General features: G+C 70.2%; 13 protein-coding genes. 9 read left to right on the top strand and 4 right to left on the bottom strand.

All coding sequences use genetic code 11. The annotated features are described in order from the left end of the window. Positions 1-26: 26 nt before the first annotated feature. Positions 27-665: an HAD-IA family hydrolase gene (locus H6726_28750; protein ID MCB9661670.1), complete on the bottom strand. Its 639-nt coding sequence runs from the start codon at positions 663-665 to the stop codon at positions 27-29. Positions 666-830: 165 nt separating this feature from the next. Here H6726_28750 and H6726_28755 point away from each other — a divergent pair, with 165 nt between their 5' ends. Continuing rightward, positions 831-1499, top strand: a complete 669-nt coding sequence (locus H6726_28755) for a PaaI family thioesterase (GenBank protein MCB9661671.1) — start codon at positions 831-833, stop codon at positions 1497-1499. A 3-nt stretch (positions 1500-1502) separates the two neighbouring features. Here H6726_28755 and H6726_28760 read toward each other — a convergent pair whose 3' ends face one another. Next, positions 1503-4088 carry a response regulator gene (locus H6726_28760; protein MCB9661672.1) on the bottom strand — a complete coding sequence of 862 codons (2586 nt, stop codon included), beginning with the start codon at positions 4086-4088 and terminating at the stop codon, positions 1503-1505. A gap of 100 nt (positions 4089-4188) precedes the next feature. Here H6726_28760 and H6726_28765 point away from each other — a divergent pair, with 100 nt between their 5' ends. After that, positions 4189-5562: a GGDEF domain-containing protein gene (locus H6726_28765; protein MCB9661673.1), complete on the top strand. Its 1374-nt coding sequence runs from the start codon at positions 4189-4191 to the stop codon at positions 5560-5562. Between the two features lie 45 nt (positions 5563-5607). Here the strand turns inward: H6726_28765 and H6726_28770 are convergent, their stop codons facing one another. Continuing rightward, positions 5608-6951: an inner membrane CreD family protein gene (locus H6726_28770; GenBank protein MCB9661674.1), complete on the bottom strand. Its 1344-nt coding sequence runs from the start codon at positions 6949-6951 to the stop codon at positions 5608-5610. A 161-nt stretch (positions 6952-7112) separates the two neighbouring features. Between H6726_28770 and H6726_28775 the strand changes: the two genes are divergently transcribed. From H6726_28775 to H6726_28805, 7 genes are read left to right on the top strand one after another with little or no spacing between them, the layout of a single operon-like run. Further along, on the top strand, positions 7113-7556 hold the full coding sequence (locus H6726_28775; GenBank protein ID MCB9661675.1) for an SRPBCC family protein: 444 nt from the start codon (positions 7113-7115) through the stop codon (positions 7554-7556). Then, positions 7553-8320 (top strand): alpha/beta hydrolase, encoded by a 768-nt coding sequence (locus tag H6726_28780; GenBank protein ID MCB9661676.1) that lies wholly within the window; start codon positions 7553-7555, stop codon positions 8318-8320. Before H6726_28775 ends, H6726_28780 begins: the two co-directional genes overlap by 4 nt. A 7-nt stretch (positions 8321-8327) precedes the next feature. Then, entirely contained in the window at positions 8328-9077 is a 750-nt protein-coding gene (locus H6726_28785) for an alpha/beta hydrolase (protein MCB9661677.1), read from the top strand. 11 nt (positions 9078-9088) lie between these two features. Then, positions 9089-10681 carry a TolC family protein gene (locus tag H6726_28790; GenBank protein MCB9661678.1) on the top strand — a complete coding sequence of 531 codons (1593 nt, stop codon included), beginning with the start codon at positions 9089-9091 and terminating at the stop codon, positions 10679-10681. Further along, positions 10678-11883, top strand: a complete 1206-nt coding sequence (locus H6726_28795) for an efflux RND transporter periplasmic adaptor subunit (GenBank protein MCB9661679.1) — start codon at positions 10678-10680, stop codon at positions 11881-11883. The genes H6726_28790 and H6726_28795 overlap by 4 nt, the downstream gene beginning before the upstream one ends. Continuing rightward, complete coding sequence (locus H6726_28800) at positions 11880-12629, top strand: ABC transporter ATP-binding protein (protein ID MCB9661680.1); 750 nt, start codon at positions 11880-11882, stop codon at positions 12627-12629. Before H6726_28795 ends, H6726_28800 begins: the two co-directional genes overlap by 4 nt. Continuing rightward, positions 12629-13834, top strand: coding sequence for an ABC transporter permease (locus H6726_28805; GenBank protein ID MCB9661681.1), 1206 nt, complete (start codon positions 12629-12631; stop codon positions 13832-13834). The genes H6726_28800 and H6726_28805 overlap by 1 nt, the downstream gene beginning before the upstream one ends. Here the strand turns inward: H6726_28805 and H6726_28810 are convergent. Beyond that, positions 13752-15296 carry an NAD(P)/FAD-dependent oxidoreductase gene (locus H6726_28810; protein MCB9661682.1) on the bottom strand — a complete coding sequence of 515 codons (1545 nt, stop codon included), beginning with the start codon at positions 15294-15296 and terminating at the stop codon, positions 13752-13754. The genes H6726_28805 and H6726_28810 overlap by 83 nt on opposite strands. Between the last annotated feature and the right edge of the window lie 11 nt (positions 15297-15307).

A 15307-nucleotide genomic window follows, 5' to 3' on the forward strand; every position in this document is an offset into this window, starting at 1 on the left:
AACAACGGGTTGGCAAAAGAAACAAGTCAGCGTGAGAGCCACGCATCGAGCTGCGCGGCGCTGTCGAGCTGGTGGCTCTTCGGCACGTGTCCGTCGAACACGGCGAGCCCCTCTGGGCCCGTCCCGACGGCGACGAACGTGATGCCAGCGCCTGCAGCCGCGCGCTGATCGTCGAGGCGGTCGCCCACGTAGAGGCAACGCTCGGGCCGCGCCTCGCCCAGCAGCTCCCACACGGGCTCGAAGCAGCGCGGGTCCGGCTTGGGGGCGGGCTGGTCCTCCACGGCGAAGATGCCATCGAAGAGCGCCATGGGGAGCTCGGCCTGCTCCATCCGCAGCGCCAGGTGCCGCCGCGAACGCTTGGTGACGATGGTCAGGTGATGCCCCAGCTCGCGCAGCTTCGCGAGGGTAGCCCGCACGCCCGGCACCGCGGGGTACGGGTACTGCGTCACCAGCGTGAGGTAGCGTGCCATGAACGGGGCAGGATCCACGCCTGGCCAGAGGCGCTGCAGGGTCTCCTCCCAGGTCGAGAGGTAGACCACCAGCTCGTCTCGCGAGGGCACGCGCAGGGAGAGCTCGGCCGCCACGCGCTGGTGCGCGGCGACGTACTGACCGAAGGAGTCGATCAGGGTGTCGTCGAGGTCGAAGATCAGGTTGGGGTAGCGCATCGAGGGGGCTGGTCTGGCACCCTCGCGTGCCCGTCGCCAGTCGAGGACGAACCGCCGCGTTCGCGTCACACCACCGCGCTCCACCCGCGCGCCTGAACGCAACGGGCGAGCCCGCGCGGGGCGCGCCTCCGAGCGCGCTGGGCGATTTGGGTCATGCTCCCCGGCATGCCGACCGATCCGCAGTGGATGAAGCCCCCCGAGCACGCCAGCAGCCCCGACTGGGCGGCGCAGCGAGAGCTCGCGAGCGCCGTGCGCGCCCTGATCGCCGACTGCATCGAGACGCGAGCAGACGCCGACACGCTAGCCAGCGTGACGGAGGCCGTGCGCGCCGTGAGCGCGACGCTCGCAGGGCACCCGCGCATTCGCGCGCGGGACGCGTATCGAGAGGGCCACTACAGGCAGCACCCCGAGCGCTTCGTCGACCAAGGAGCCATGCTGGGCCGCAGCAACCCCGTGGCCGGACCGCTCGTGTTGCGGCGCGAGGGTGAGCGCGTGGTCGGTGAGATCTCCCTCGGACCCGCGCACGGTGGCGCCCCCGGCTTGGTGCATGGCGGCGTCGTCGCCACGCTCCTGGACGAGGTGCTGGGGCACGCGGCCATCTCCACCGGGGTATCGGTGGTGACGGCCACGCTGAACGTCCGCTACCACGCGCCCACCCCGCTCGGCGTCACGCTGCGCTGCGAGGGATGGATCGCCGAACACACGGGGCGGCGCTTCAAGCTCAAGGGCCAGATCCTGGCTGGGGACAAGCGCACGGCCAGCGCGGAGGGCGTCTTCGTCGACGTGTCTGGCGACCGCTTCGACGCGATCATGCCGCGAGCGGCCGAAGGCTGAGCCCTACGCGCCCGCGCGCACGACGGCGAGCAGCGCCTGCTGCGCTTGGTGCACCGCGTCGGAGAGCTCCGCGAGCTCGTGGGCGACGTCGTCCAACGCCGCCGCGTGCTCGATGGTCGCGCACAGCTGCCCCACGTGCATGGCGCCGACCTGCCGGCTGCTGCCAACCAGCGCGTGCGCGCGACGCTGGACGGTGTGCAGGTCCCCCGCGGTAGACGCAGCCAACAGGTCGCGGACGTTCTCGTCGCTGGTGCCCAGGTACGTCTCGACCACCTGGGCAAAGAAGCCAGGGCTCACCTCTTCCAGCGCCTTCAGCTGCTCGACCACCGCCATGTCCAGCGTCTCACGCCACTCGGGGCTGTCCGTCGCCATGCGGGATGGTAACGAACCCGGGGCCGAGGCGCAGCCGATTTGCAGCGCTGCCTCGAGCTGGTCGAGCGTGAAGGGCTTCGCCAAGTAGGCGTCCATGCCCGCGTCGAGCGCCTTCTCGCGGTCGCCCGGCATGGCGTTGGCCGTGAGCGCGATGATCGGCAGGCGCTCGCGCCCCGAGCGCTGCTCGAGCGCGCGCACTTCGGCGGTCGCTTCATAGCCGTCCATGACGGGCATCTGTCCGTCCATCAAGACGCACCAGAAGCCGTGCTCCGAATCGCGCAACAGCCTGAGCGCCTCCGCCCCGTCCCCGACGACCACCGAGGCGAAGCCCAGCGCGCGCAGCTGCGCCACCGCGACCCGTTGGTTGGTCTCGTTGTCCTCGACCACGAGCACCGTGCGCCCGTTGAGCGACACCTCGTGGCCACCTTCGCTCAGCGAAGGACTGCGCGGCCGCTCGGACGGAGGCGCGCCCACCACGGGCACGATGGGCTCGGCCGCCAGGGCCGTGTTCAGCGCGTCCAGCAGGCGATTGCGGTGGATGGGCTTGGGCAATTCGGCCACGAAGCCGCACTCTTCGAGCTGTTGGCGGAGCTCGCCGAGCGAGGCGCCCATGGCCACCATCACGCAGCCCAGCGGCGCGAGGACGGCCCCGAGCTCCTGCGCCGCCCTCGCCGCAGGCTGCCCCAGGCTGGCGACGTCCACGATGGCCACGTCGATGCTCGGCTCGTTCGCCTGGGCCCGTCCCCGCACCGCCTGCACCGCGTCGGCGGGAGACTGCGTGAGCACGGACTCGACGCCCCACGCCCCGAGCTGAGACTTGAGCGTGAGGCGCATGCGCTCGGACGCGTCCATCACCAGCACGTGGGCATGCCAGAGGCGCGCGTTGACCGTCAGCCCGCGCGTCGTGAGCAGGTCTTCCTTCTCCAGCTCCAGCGCGAAGCTGAACGAGCTGCCCTGACCGAGCATGCTGCTCACCTCGAGCTCGCTGCCCATCAGCTCGACGAGCTGACGACAGATGGACAGCCCGAGGCCCGTTCCACCGAAGCGGCGCGTGGTGGACGTGTCGGCCTGTGAGAACGGGTTGAAGATGGTCAGCAGCTTGTCGGCCGCGATCCCCACACCCGTGTCCGTGACGGCGAGGCGCAGACGCACCACGCCGTCGCGTGGGCTGTCGACCAGCTGCACCGTCAGCACGACCTCGCCGTCGGACGTGAACTTGATGGCGTTCGACACCAAATTGGTGATGACTTGCCGCACGCGCAGCGGGTCCCCCACCACTTGCTTCGGGAGGTTCGCGTCGACGTCGGCGATCAGCTCGATGCCGCGGTGCAGCGCCGTCGCAGCGTGCGCCGACGCCACCTCCTCGATGAGCTGCGCGATGTCGAAGGCCACCAGCTCGAGCTCCACGGCCCCTGCCTCGATCTTCGACACGTCGAGGATGTCGTTGACGATGGCCATCAGCAGCTCGCTCGAGCGCACCACTTCGCTCACGAACTCGGCCTGCTCGGTGGACAGTCGCGTGCGACGGAGCAGCGAGAGCATGCCCACGATGCCGTTGAGCGGCGTCCGGATCTCGTGGCTCATGTTGGCCAGGAAGCGGCCCTTGGCGCGCGCCGACTCGAGGGCTGCGTCGCGCGCGTCGGCGATCTCGTGTGTTTGAGCCACCAGCATCTCACGCGCCTCGTCGCCTTGCTGCGCCAGCGCGACGATGGTGCGGACGAACCGCTCTCGCGTGAGCGCGATGACCACCGACGCGCCACCTGCGACGGCCACGTTGATGAGCCAGTGCGAGCCCTGCGCGGGGAGCATGGCGGGCCGCAGCACGAGCCACCCGAGCCCCAACAGCAACGTGAAGTACGTCGACGCGAGCGCGCTCGGGATGATGCCCGCGCCCGCCACCATGCTGATCACGATCACCACGCTCTGGTCCGGGTCCCCGCTGAAGCCCACCACGGAGAGCGGCGCCGCGGATACGCAAGTCGCGGCCGCGAACGTCAGCGGGAAGGCCCAGCGACCGTCGAGACGCACGTCCAAGTACGTGACGACGAAGCAGGCCAACGCGACGCCGAAGTTCACGAGCGCGATGGGCAGCCCGGGCTCGAGAGGAGGGGTGAGGAGGTACAACGCTCCCAACACGCCGAACCACGCGCCGCCGATCAACAGCATGCGTCGGAGGTGCCAGCTGATGCTGGCGATGGGCCTTCGTTCGACGCTCATGGGGGGACTGCCGGGCTGGGCGCTCTATCTGCGGATATCGCTCGAGACAGCGAAAGAGCCGTTCCAAAGAGAGCGCCGAGGATACACTCTAGTGTTTGGAATGTCTCCGTCCTCCCCGCCGACCCACGACCCCGAGGCGCGCGACGCTGCTTTGCGTGCCGGGCTCGCGAGTGACGCGCAGGCGAGTGACGTACGGGAACGCGCCGTGCATCGGAGCGGCGAGAGGCGCTCGCTGCTCTCGTCGGGGGATGGCCTCCAGTCGTGGTCGGGCGCCATCGCCCTCGCTCCTCCGGAGAAGCGCCCGCTGCTGGACCGCATGGCCGAGCACACCGGCTCGAGCATGCACCTCAGCGACGCGACGAAGTGTTTCGTGGTTCAGGCGCTCATGTGCGTCGCCGCGGGTGTGTATGGGCTGACGGCGGTCACGCTGGACGGCTGGCCGTTCTTCGACGAGTCCCTGCTGGGCTCGGTGCGCGCGGCGGCGCCGTGGTCCCTGGGGATCCTCGCCGTGTGGCCCCTCATGCTCTTCCCCACGGTGCGCTTGGTGCGCGCACGCGACCAGAGTCCACGCCCGCTGCTGACGCACGTGACGGCGGTGTACTACGCCGTCAACATCTCCTTCTTCAGCTACGTCACGGGCCCCTTCAGCGCCCCGAGCGGCTTCGCCCTGTTGGCCGGCGTCACGACCGGGATGCTCTTCTTCGAACGCGGCGTGCTCGCCCTCGGCCTCGCCTGCTACGGAGTCGGCTTGCTGCTGATCGGCTACTTCAGCCACACGGGGCTGCTCCCCTTCGAGCCCCTCTACCTCTCGTCCACCGCGGGACGCGGCTTGGACCCCGACTGGCTGCTTCGCTCCAGCGTCGCCACGCTCGCGTTGTCGATCATCGTGTTTCCCTTCCTCGGCATGATCGTGGCCAGCTGGCGCTACCGTGAGCGGCGCCTCGAACGCGCCGCGCAGACGGACGCGCTGACGGGCATCTACAACCGCGGACACGTCATGGACGTGCTGGACCGAGCCTTCGCGCGGGCGAGCGAGAAGCGGCCCCTGTCGGTCGTGCTGGTGGACATCGACTTCTTCAAGCGCGTGAACGACGACCACGGGCACCTCATCGGCGACGAAGTGCTGCGCCGCGTGGCCAGCACACTCCAAGAGAGCCTGCGCCGGGACGATGCGCTGGGACGGTTCGGCGGCGAGGAATTCCTGCTGGTGTTGCCCGGCTTCGGGGATGCGGAGGCGCGCGTGGTGGCAGAACGTTGTCGCGCGGCCGTCGCACGCCTGGACCTGGGCGTCCCGGGTGCGAACGGCGACGGACCGCTGCGGGTGACGGCCAGCTTCGGCATCGCCACCGTCCCCCCCGCCTACGCCACCGTGGAGACGCTGTTGGACGTGGCGGACGGCGCGCTCTACCAGGCCAAGCGTGGCGGTCGGAACTCCGTGGTGTCCGACCGCGACAGCCAGGCCGCGTCCAGCTGACGCTCACGCGGTCGCTCACGCAGGCCGCTTCGAGAGCCAGCTAGGCTAGAAGCTCACCGGCTTCGCTCCGCTCACGGCCGCCGAAGCAGGCAGGTCGCCGTGCGCTGCGTTGCCCGTCGGGTCCGCCCACGATGGGGGCTGCGCATCTCCCTCGGGCTTCGCGCCCGTGAGCTCGGCCCAGTCCAGGCGACCAGTCACCTGCATCATGACGAACAGGGTCGCGATGGCGCCCAACGTGATGGCGAGTCCGGTGAACCCATCCCAGAAGAAGCTGTAGCTGAACAGCACCAGGTACAGCACCTGGCTCACCCCGATCTCGCGCAGCGCGAAGCGCCACCCCACGAAGAGCCGCGCATAGGACACCACGAGCAACACCGAGACGAGCGCGCTCAGCGCGAACGACGCCGTGACGGGCACGTGGTCCACCAGGTAGGCGAACAGCAAGTGGAACGCGAAGAACGCGCAGCCGATCATGAAGTAGTGCATGGGGTGAAGCGCCTTGCGCTGCACCGTTGCGAGCACGGCCAGCACGAAGAAGAAGAACAGCAGCGACACGGGCGCGAAGAACGTGATGCGCGACGCGAGCGGCCCCGGGTTCAGCTCCTCGGGCAGCTGCAGCGCGACGGGTGCGCTGGAGATGAGCGAGTCGAAGCGCCACTCCCCGTGCCAGCCGCTGCCGCTGCGTTGGTGCTCGCTGGGCGAGAGGGAGCCCGGCGGGAAGTCCACCTGCGCGAAGTCCGTGTCGACCTCCAGCACGAAGTCGCGTACGCGCCCGTTGCCCTGGGCCATGTGGTAGGTCCACGAGCTGGTCCCCCGCGTGCGGTAGGACACCTCGATCGCCAGGTCTTCGCCGCCCGCGAGCTCCTGCACCACCAGCGCGGCGTCGGGCGTGATGTCGAACGGGATCTCGGCCCCGCCCGCGCGCCGCACGGTGAAGTTGTCGTAGCCCACGTTGTCGGCCATGAGCGGGATGACCACCTGCAAGCTCTGCCGGTCTTCGCTGGGGTTCACGAAGCGGTACAGCCCGCGGAACGTGATGTCGTAGGTGGGGAACCAGTTGAGCCCCTTCTGACGCTGCTCGAGCTCCAGCTGAGCCCGCAGGTGGGACTGCACCAGCGGGACCTCCACGCGCTCCTCGGTCACGCGCTGCGTCGAGGTCTGGCGGGTCTCTCCGTCGACGGTGGTCGTCTGAATCTCCTCCGTGTAGCCCGTCCGCGTGAACGCCGCGGTAGGCGCGCGCTGGACGCCCTCGGGACCCCACAGTCGGTGCACCTCGCTCAGCAGCGACGAGGACATCTCGCCCGAGCGCACCGTCAGCGTGGACCCCAGCACCATCCACGCGAACGCGCACCCCACCCAGATCGCCAGGATCGAACCAAACCGCTTCATCGCGAACCTCCAGCCATTGCTCGTGTCATGCCGTCATCGTGCGGGCGCGGTGTGGCGGCGACCGGGACCCACCGAGGCATGTCCCGGGAGAAGTCGTGGCGAAAATGTGGCAGGTCGGAATCCGATTGCGCGCCGGGCGGTTGCCGCAGTACGAGCCAGGGATGCCCATCAGCGAGACCACCATCGAGACCTTCGTCAGCCCCTCCGAGTTCCTGGACGTGGTGCTGGACGTCAAGCAGTACCCGCGCTTTTTGCCCGAGGTGAAGGAGGTCGAGGTGCTCTCCTCGTCCGACACCGCCATGCGAGCGCGCTTTTCCGTCGCCGTGGCCTTCGCCGGGCTGGACGTGAAGACCGAGTACACGGTGGACTACACCATCGACCGCGACGCGCTCACGGTGTCCTGGACGCTTCACGCCTCCCCGGACCTCACCGTGAACGAGGGCGCGTGGCGCCTGACCGAGACGGACGACGGCGAGACCGTCGCGCACTACCGCGCGGAGCTGGTCACCTCGCTGCCGATCGCGCCGGAGATCCAGCAGGCCTTCGCCGAGGCGCAGCTGCCAGAGCTGATGCAGAAGTTCCAGGAGCGGGCCGAGTCGCTGTGAGCACACGCGCCGTCGACGCGACCGTCTTCCTGTGTCACGGCGCGGGTGGTGATGCCGGCTCCATGGGCGCGCTGGCCAACGCGCTCCGGGCAGCGGGGTGCGCCGACGCGCGAGCGCTCGCCTACCCGGGTCGCGAAGGGAACGAGGGCCTGCCACGTGACACGGTCGCGGCGCTGGCCGAGGCGGTGCGCGACGCGGTGCGTGCGGCGCTCGGCGACCTCGACCGGCCGCACGTGATGCTCGGCCACTCCATGGGCGGGGCCGTCGCCGTCGAGTACGCGCTGGACCCGCCTCGAGGGCTCGAGGCCCTCGTGCTGGTGTCCACGGGTGCCCGGCTGCGCGTCCATCCGAGCATCCTCGCCGCGCTCGAGGCGGCGGACGGCGCCGAGGACACGAACGCCACGCAGGCGCCAGGCGCCAGCGCTTCCTTCGCGCGTGGGCTCGAGCAGTCTCGCCGCGCGCCACGCCCGAGCGCCCTGGCCGACTGGCGGGCGGCCAACGCGTTCGACCGCATGGACCGCATCCACGAGCTGACCCTCCCGACGCTGATCGTGGTAGGTGAGAACGACATCCTCACGCCACTGAAGTACGCACGCTTCCTCCACGAGCACATCCCAGGGGCTCAGCTCGAGACCCTGCCCGGTGCAGGCCACAGCCTACCAACCGAGCACCCATCGCGCGTGGCCGAGCTCACCGAGCGCTTCCTCGCGAGTCTGCCCACGCGTACGGGAGGGCCCGAGCCCACGCCCCCGCGGAGCACGTAGGCCGACCGTGCTTGCCCGCTTGCAACGCGCCCTGCTCTTCCCGGCGCACGATCGCGTCCCCCAGCCCCACGCCGGCGACGACGTTCCGGGCCTCGAGCGTTGGTGGCTGCCCACGGAAGAGGGAGCCGTCGAAGCCTTCTGGCTCCCCGCGCTCACGGGCGAAGGCCGGCGCCCCGCCATCTTCTTCGCGCATGGCAACGGCGAGCTCATCGACGACTGGCCCCTGCCCATGCAGGCGTTCCGCGAGCGCGGCTTCCACGTGCTGCTCGCCGAGTACCGCGGCTACGGCCGGAGCGCGGGTCGCGCGAGCGAGGCCACCGTACGAGGCGACTTCGTCCGGCTCTACGACCGGATGCGCGCGCACCCCACGGTGGACCCGGCTGCCTGCGTCCTGATGGGCCGCTCGCTCGGAGGTGGCGCCGTGTGTCAGGTGTTCGCCGAGCGAGACGCCTGTGTCCTCGTCTTGATGAGCACCTTCACGAGCGTCACCGAGCTGGCGGGGCGCCTGTTCCGGTTGCCTGCACGCTTCGTGGCAGACCGCTTCGACAGCGTCGAGGTCCTGCGCAGGAAGCCCGCGCGCGCCCTACACGTCCACGGCCGCCGCGACGAGCTGATCCCGTTCGAGAACGCGGAGGCGCTGGCGCGGATCACCGGGGGCCCCCTCGTGGCGGACGATGGCGGGCACAACGACACCCCCCTGGACTGGCCCGCATTCGTTCAACGGGTTGTGGAATACGTGGACGCGTCCAGGTGCTAGACAGGGGGGTCATGTCCCACGCCAACAGCCTCCCATCGGGCCGCGCGCAGAGGCCACTCGCGTCGCGGCCGTTCGTCCATGACAACGCTCGTTCCGTCGCCCGAGCCATCGCCTTGGCCGCCACCGCCTGCGCGACCGTGGGCGCGGCGTGGCCCGCCGTGGGTGCAGCCCAAGAGCTGCGAGCCGAGGAGGCGCTCTCGTTGGCGGCGAGCCAGAACCCCTCGCTGGAAGCCGCCGCGCGGGACGCGGCCGCGGCCCGCTACGGACGCGAAGCCGAGCGGGACGCGGTGCGGCCGACGGTGACCGCGAGCGTCGGCGCGAGCCGCAACGAGCGCTTTTCGGCCACAAGCCAAGGACCCGCGCTGAACGAGGACCATGGGGGCGACGCGCGAGTCGGCGTCTCCCACACCACGGCGATCGGCACGCGTGTCAGCGCGGAGGTCACGTCGTCGATGAGCTGGCAGACGGTCAACCTCACGGCCGGCACGACGACCGCGGTGACGATCGGACCCGTGTACCGCGGACAGCTCGCGCTGACGGCGACCCAGCCGCTGCTGCGAGGTGCAGGTCGCGACGCGACGCGGGCGTCCCTGGAGCGTGCGCGGGCCCTCGAGCGCCAGGCGGGTCACCGCTACGACCAAGCCGCCAGCGAGCTCGCCCGCGACGTGCTGACCGCCTACTGGGAGCTGTGGTACGCGCAGCGCGCGCTCGCCGTCCGCGAGGAGGCGCTGACGCTGGCCACGCAGCAACACGACGAAGCCCGCCGCCGTCAAGAAGAGCTGGGCACGCTCGCGCGCGCGGACGTGCTGCGCTTCGCGACCGAGCAGCTCAACGTCCAGACGGCGCTGGTCACCGCCACGCAGCAACGCGACGCGCGCGCGTTGACGCTGGCGCGCCTGCTCGCGCTCGACCCGGGACAGGCGCGCGCGCTGGTCGCGGTGACGAGCCCTGCGCTCGACCCCTACGACAACGACCTCGCCACCGCGCTGGCGCTCACCCTCGCCCACTCGAGCGAGTGGTTGGCCGTCGAAGCCGAACTGGAGGCGGCCCAGGAGGCGCTACGAGGTACGGCCGACGCAGACCAAGCGCGGCTCGACCTCACGCTGACGACGTCGGCGGCCGGTATCTGGGCGGAGGACATGCTGGACGGCCTGGCGCTCCCGAACGGGCGCCCCGCGTTCTCGGTCGCCGCGCGACTGGAGCTGGAGCTGCCGGTCGGCGGTGGACGGGCCGAGGGCGCACACCAGCAGGCGCGGGCCCAGCTCGTCGCGGCCCAGGCTCGGGCTCGCGCGCAGGAGCAGGCCATCGAGACGGAGCTCGCGACGCTCTTCACGGAGCTCGCCGCCGCACAGGCGCGGCGCGAGCAGACCGCCGCGCAGGGGGTGCTCGCCGAGGAGCTGGCCGCGGCCGAACGGGAGCGACTGGCCCTCGGTCAGACGACCCCCATCGCCCTGATCGAGGCTCAACAGCAAGCCCGTGACGCGCTGCTGCAACAAGAGCGCGCGACCCTGGACCAAGTGCTCGTCGTGCTACGACTACGGCACCGCACGGGCGAGCTACTCATGTCCCTCGTCGCCCCGCATGCCCCCGGAGATCCCACGTGAAGCGTGCCCTGCTCATCCTCGTCGGCGTCGGAGCCATCGCCGGAGCGGTCTACTACTTCGGCTTCCGTGAGGACCCGAGCGCCCGGGGTCAGCGTGAGACCGTGCGCGTCGTCCGCGGAGACCTCGTGGAGTACGCCGGCGCGACGGGCAACATCCGCCCCGACGTGCAGGTGGAGATCCGCTCGCGCGAGAGCGGCGAGGTCGTCGAGGTGCTGGTCGAGGAGGGCCAGGTGGTGGAGGCAGGGACCCCCTTGGTGCGGCTCGACCCCTTCGACACGGACCGTGCCGTCGACGGATCCCGTGCGGAGCAGCGGCGTACCATCGCCCAGCTGAGGGAAGCGCGCGCCGCGCTGGCGGTCGCCGAGGCCGAGGCGCAGCAAGCGGCGATCTCTCGAGACGTGTCCGCGCGCGGACAGTCGCTCGGGCTGGTCTCGGCCGAGAGCGCGCGCAGCACGGGGCATCAGCAAGACGTCGCCGGGCGCAACGTCGAGATGCGACGCGCGCAGGTGGCCGCCGCCCAAGCGGCGCTCGCTTCGTCGCGGTTGAGCGTGGCTGACGCGCAGCGGCGCCGAGAAGCCACCACGCTCGTGGCGCCCATCAGTGGGACCGTGCTGTCCGTGACGGTCGAGCGCGGCTCGATGGTGTCGTCGGCCGTCACCAACGTGGGCGGCGGCTCCGCCATCATGACGCTCGCCGACCTCTCCGATCTGCGCGTCATCGGCGCCATCGACGAGGCCCAGATCGGCTCGGTCGCCGTCGGGCAGGACGTGGAGATCCGCGTCGACGCCTACCGCAATCGGGTGTTCTCCGGGCGCGTCCACCGTGTGAGCCCGCTCGGAGTGAACGCGTCCAACGTGGTGACATTCGACGTGGAGATCGTCGTCACGGACAGGGAAGCTGGGCAGCTCCGCTCGGGCATGAGCGCGAACGTGGAGATCATCACCAATCGCCAGGAGCAGGTGCTGCTCATCCCCCTGACGGCCGTGCGGAGCCACGGAGACGAGCACACCGTGCTGCGACCGGACGGGAGCCCACACAACATCACCATCGGAGGAACCGACGGGAGCAACGTGGTCGTGACGGGCGGGCTCGACGAAGGTGACGAGATCTTGGCCGACCCAACCGAGCCGCGCCCGGCCGAAGGGAGCCCGCCCTCGCGCGGCCGCAACCCGCTCATGGGCGGAGGCGGCAGGCGGCGATGAGTGCTGCGCCCGTCGTGGTCGAGTCGTTGAGCAAGGTCTACCACCCCGAGCGCCCCGAGCTGCGCGTCGTGGCCGTGGACGCGATCTCGTTCACCATCGAGCGCGGGGAGTCGGTGGCCATCCTCGGCCCCTCGGGCTGCGGCAAGAGTTCGCTGCTGAACATGCTCGGGTGCCTCGACCAGCCATCCTCGGGCGTGTACCGCCTCGAGGGCCGCGACGTGTCCACGATGAAGAGCGACGAGCTCGCCGCGGTCCGCAACCGGCACATCGGCTTCGTGTTCCAGAGCTTCAACCTCCTGCCGCGCATGACGGCCGCCGAGAACGTCGAGCTCCCGCTGCTCTATGCGGGGGTCGGCGACACGAAGCGTCGCGCGCTGCACGCCCTCGAACGTGTGTCGCTCGCCGAACGCGCCCATCACGTCCCCGCAGAGCTGTCGGGCGGACAGAAGCAACGCGTGGCCATCGCGCGAGCGCTCGTCACGGACCCATCGATCCTGCTGTGTGACGAGCCCACTGGCGCGCTGGACACGCGTACGGGCAGCGAGGTGCTCGAGCTGCTGGGGGCCCTCAACGCGGACGGCGCGACGATCATCATGGTCACCCACGACCTCGGCGTGGCGGCGACGCTCAAGCGCGCCCTCGCCATGCGCGACGGGCAGATCGAAGCCGACGGGCCCGCCGCCGCCGTGGTGGACGACATCCGTCGCGCCGAGCTCGCGCACACCGAGCCGAAGGGAGGGAACTGATGCTCGTACGCGAGACGGTTCGGACGGCGCTGCGCTCGTTGCTGAGCAATCGCATGCGCACCGCGCTCACGGGCCTCGGGATGGTGATCGGCGTCGCGGCCGTCGTGGCGGTGCTCGCCATCGGGGAGGGGGCGCAGGCGAACGTGGCGAACCAGATCCGCGCCTTGGGCGCGAACCTGCTCTACCTGCGCCCGAGCTATCGCACCAACGGTCCGGTCCGCAGCGGCACCGTCGACACGCTCACGCTGCGCGACGCCGAAGCGCTCGCGCGCCTCCCGGGCGTCACGGGGGTCTCGCCCGAAGCGGCGGGCAGCGCGCAGGTGAAGTACCTGAGCGAGAACATGTCGGCCACCATCTACGGTGTCACGCCCGCGTACTTCCGCGTGCGCGGGCTGGCCGTGGACAGCGGCCTCTCGTTGTCGGCCGACGACGTCGATCTGCGCCGACGGGTGGTGGTGCTGGGCGCCAACGTCGCGGACGCGCTCTTCCAAGGTCGCTCGCCGCTTGGACAGCGTGTGCAGCTGCGCGGCATCACGTTCCGCGTCTTGGGCGTGCTCACGCGCAAGGGCGACACCGGGTTCAGCTCGCCGGACGACCAGGTGTTCGTGCCGCTCAGCACCCACCAGAGCTCGCTCTTCGGACAGACGTCGCTCAGCGGCATCAACGTCCAGATCGCGAACGAGGACGACGCGCCGCGTCTCGTCGAGCGCATCACCCAGGTCCTACGCGCCCGTCACCGCCTCAGCGACGACATGGACGACGACTTCACGGTCCGCTCACAGGCCGAGATGTTGGCGACGCTCGACGAGGTGACCACGGTGTTCAAGGGGTTGCTCGGCAGCGTCGCGGCCGTGTCGCTGCTGGTCGGGGGCATCGGCATCATGAACATCATGCTCGTGTCCGTGCGCGAGCGGACGCGGGAGATCGGCGTGCGCATGGCCGTGGGCGCACGCCGCCGCGACATCCTGCTGCAGTTCCTCGTCGAGTCGGTGGTGGTCTCGATCGCAGGCGGATTGGTCGGCGTGCTGCTCGGCGTGTTGATGGCCCTCGGAATTGCCCGGGTGGGTGAGTGGCCGCCGATCATCCCCGTCTATGGCATCGTGCTCGCGCTCGGCGTGTCCGTCACGATCGGGCTGGTGTTCGGAGTGGGCCCGGCGCGTCGCGCCGCTCGCCTGGACCCGGTCGCCGCGCTGCGGACCGAGTAGTGGTCGGCGTGCGCGAGAAGGTCATCACGCCGTCGTCCACCGAGCCGTGGCGCAGCGTGACCGCGTCCACCAGGTAGTTCATCCCCAACTTCCACGGCCAGCGCGAGCCCTGCGTCGGGAGCTCCTCCACCGAGCGCTGCACGTAGCCCGCGCCGAAGTCCAAGAGGGGCGCCTGCTTCACGCTCGGGTCGTCGTTGTGCGCCACGCACACGTCGTAGCCGTGCTCGTCCATGTGGTTGAGCACGCGACACACATACTCGGCGACCAGGTCCGCCTTCAGCGTCCAGGACGAGTTGGTGTAGCCGATGGTGAACGCCGAGTTCGGCACGTCGCTCAGCATCATGCCCTTGTAGGTCATCCGCTCGGACAGCCGCACGGGCTCGCCGTCCACCACCAGCTGGGCCCCGCCCATCATCTGCAGCGTGAAGCCCGTGGCCGTGACGACGATGTCCGCCGTGAGCTCGCGGCCCGAGCTCAGCCGCACTCCGTGCTCCGTGAACGTCTCGATGGTGTCCGTCACCACCGACACCTTGCCGGCGCTGATGGACTTGAACAGGTCGCCGTCGGGCACGGCGCACAGGCGCTGATCCCACGGGTTGTAGCGGGGGTTGAAGTGCGTATCGACGTCGAAGTCCGCGGGCAGCTGGCGCTTGAGCATCTTGCGGATGAAAGCGCGCATCTGCTGCGGGCGACGCTGGCTGTACTGGAAGATGTAGGCGCTCAGCAGGACGTTCTTCCAGCGCGTGACGCGGTAGGCCACCTCCTCGGGGAGGTACCGCCGGATGGTGGTCGCGATGGGGTCCTGACCGGGGACGGTCACCACGTACGTGGGCGAGCGCTGCAACATGGTGACGTGCGCGGCGTCGTCGGCCATCGAGGGCACCAGCGTGACCGCCGTCGCGCCGCTGCCGATGACCAGCACGCGCTTGCCGGAGTAGTCGAGCGACTCGGGCCAGTGCTGTGGGTGGATGACCTGGCCCGCGAAGCGGTCGATCCCGGGAAAGTCCGGTGTGTAGCCCGCCTCGTAACGGTAGTAGCCGCTGCAGTTGTAGACGAAGCCCGCGGTGAAGCGCACGGCCTCGCCCGTGTCGGTGCGCTCCGCGTCCACCGTCCAGCGCCCCTCGTCCGAGGACCACTCGGCGCGCACCACCTTGTGGTGGAAGCGGATCTTCTTGTCGATGCCCGCCTCGGCCGCCGTATCGCGGATGTACTGCAGGATGGACGGCCCGTCGGCGAGCGACTTGGCGCCGGTCCACGGTCGGAAGCGGTAGCCCAGCGTGTACATGTCGGAGTCGGAGCGCACCCCGGGATAGCGGAACAGGTCCCACGTGCCGCCGATCACGTCGCGCGCCTCCAGCAGCAACAGCGACTTGCTGGGACAGCGCTCTTGGAGCTCGTGGGCGGCTCCGATGCCCGAGAGCCCAGCCCCTACGATCAGCACGTCTACGTGTTGGCTATCCATGGTCACTCCTG

Source organism: Sandaracinaceae bacterium (assembly GCA_020633055.1).
In the GTDB taxonomy this organism is placed as follows: domain Bacteria; phylum Myxococcota_A; class Polyangia; order Polyangiales; family Houyiibacteriaceae; genus JADJJE01.

Excerpts from the sequence above, each read along its gene's own strand:
- H6726_28755 (MCB9661671.1), top strand. The coding sequence starts at position 831 with ATGCCGACCGATCCGCAGTGGATGAAGCCCCCCGAGCACGCCAGCAGC.
- H6726_28805 (MCB9661681.1), top strand. The coding sequence starts at position 12,629 with ATGCTCGTACGCGAGACGGTTCGGACGGCGCTGCGCTCGTTGCTGAGC.
- H6726_28770 (MCB9661674.1), bottom strand. The coding sequence starts at position 6,951 with ATGAAGCGGTTTGGTTCGATCCTGGCGATCTGGGTGGGGTGCGCGTTC.
- H6726_28765 (MCB9661673.1), top strand. The coding sequence starts at position 4,189 with ATGTCTCCGTCCTCCCCGCCGACCCACGACCCCGAGGCGCGCGACGCT.
- H6726_28750 (MCB9661670.1), bottom strand. The coding sequence starts at position 665 with ATGCGCTACCCCAACCTGATCTTCGACCTCGACGACACCCTGATCGAC.
- H6726_28800 (MCB9661680.1), top strand. The coding sequence starts at position 11,880 with ATGAGTGCTGCGCCCGTCGTGGTCGAGTCGTTGAGCAAGGTCTACCAC.
- H6726_28790 (MCB9661678.1), top strand. The coding sequence starts at position 9,089 with ATGTCCCACGCCAACAGCCTCCCATCGGGCCGCGCGCAGAGGCCACTC.
- H6726_28760 (MCB9661672.1), bottom strand. The coding sequence starts at position 4,088 with ATGAGCGTCGAACGAAGGCCCATCGCCAGCATCAGCTGGCACCTCCGA.
- H6726_28775 (MCB9661675.1), top strand. The coding sequence starts at position 7,113 with ATGCCCATCAGCGAGACCACCATCGAGACCTTCGTCAGCCCCTCCGAG.
- H6726_28810 (MCB9661682.1), bottom strand. The coding sequence starts at position 15,296 with ATGGATAGCCAACACGTAGACGTGCTGATCGTAGGGGCTGGGCTCTCG.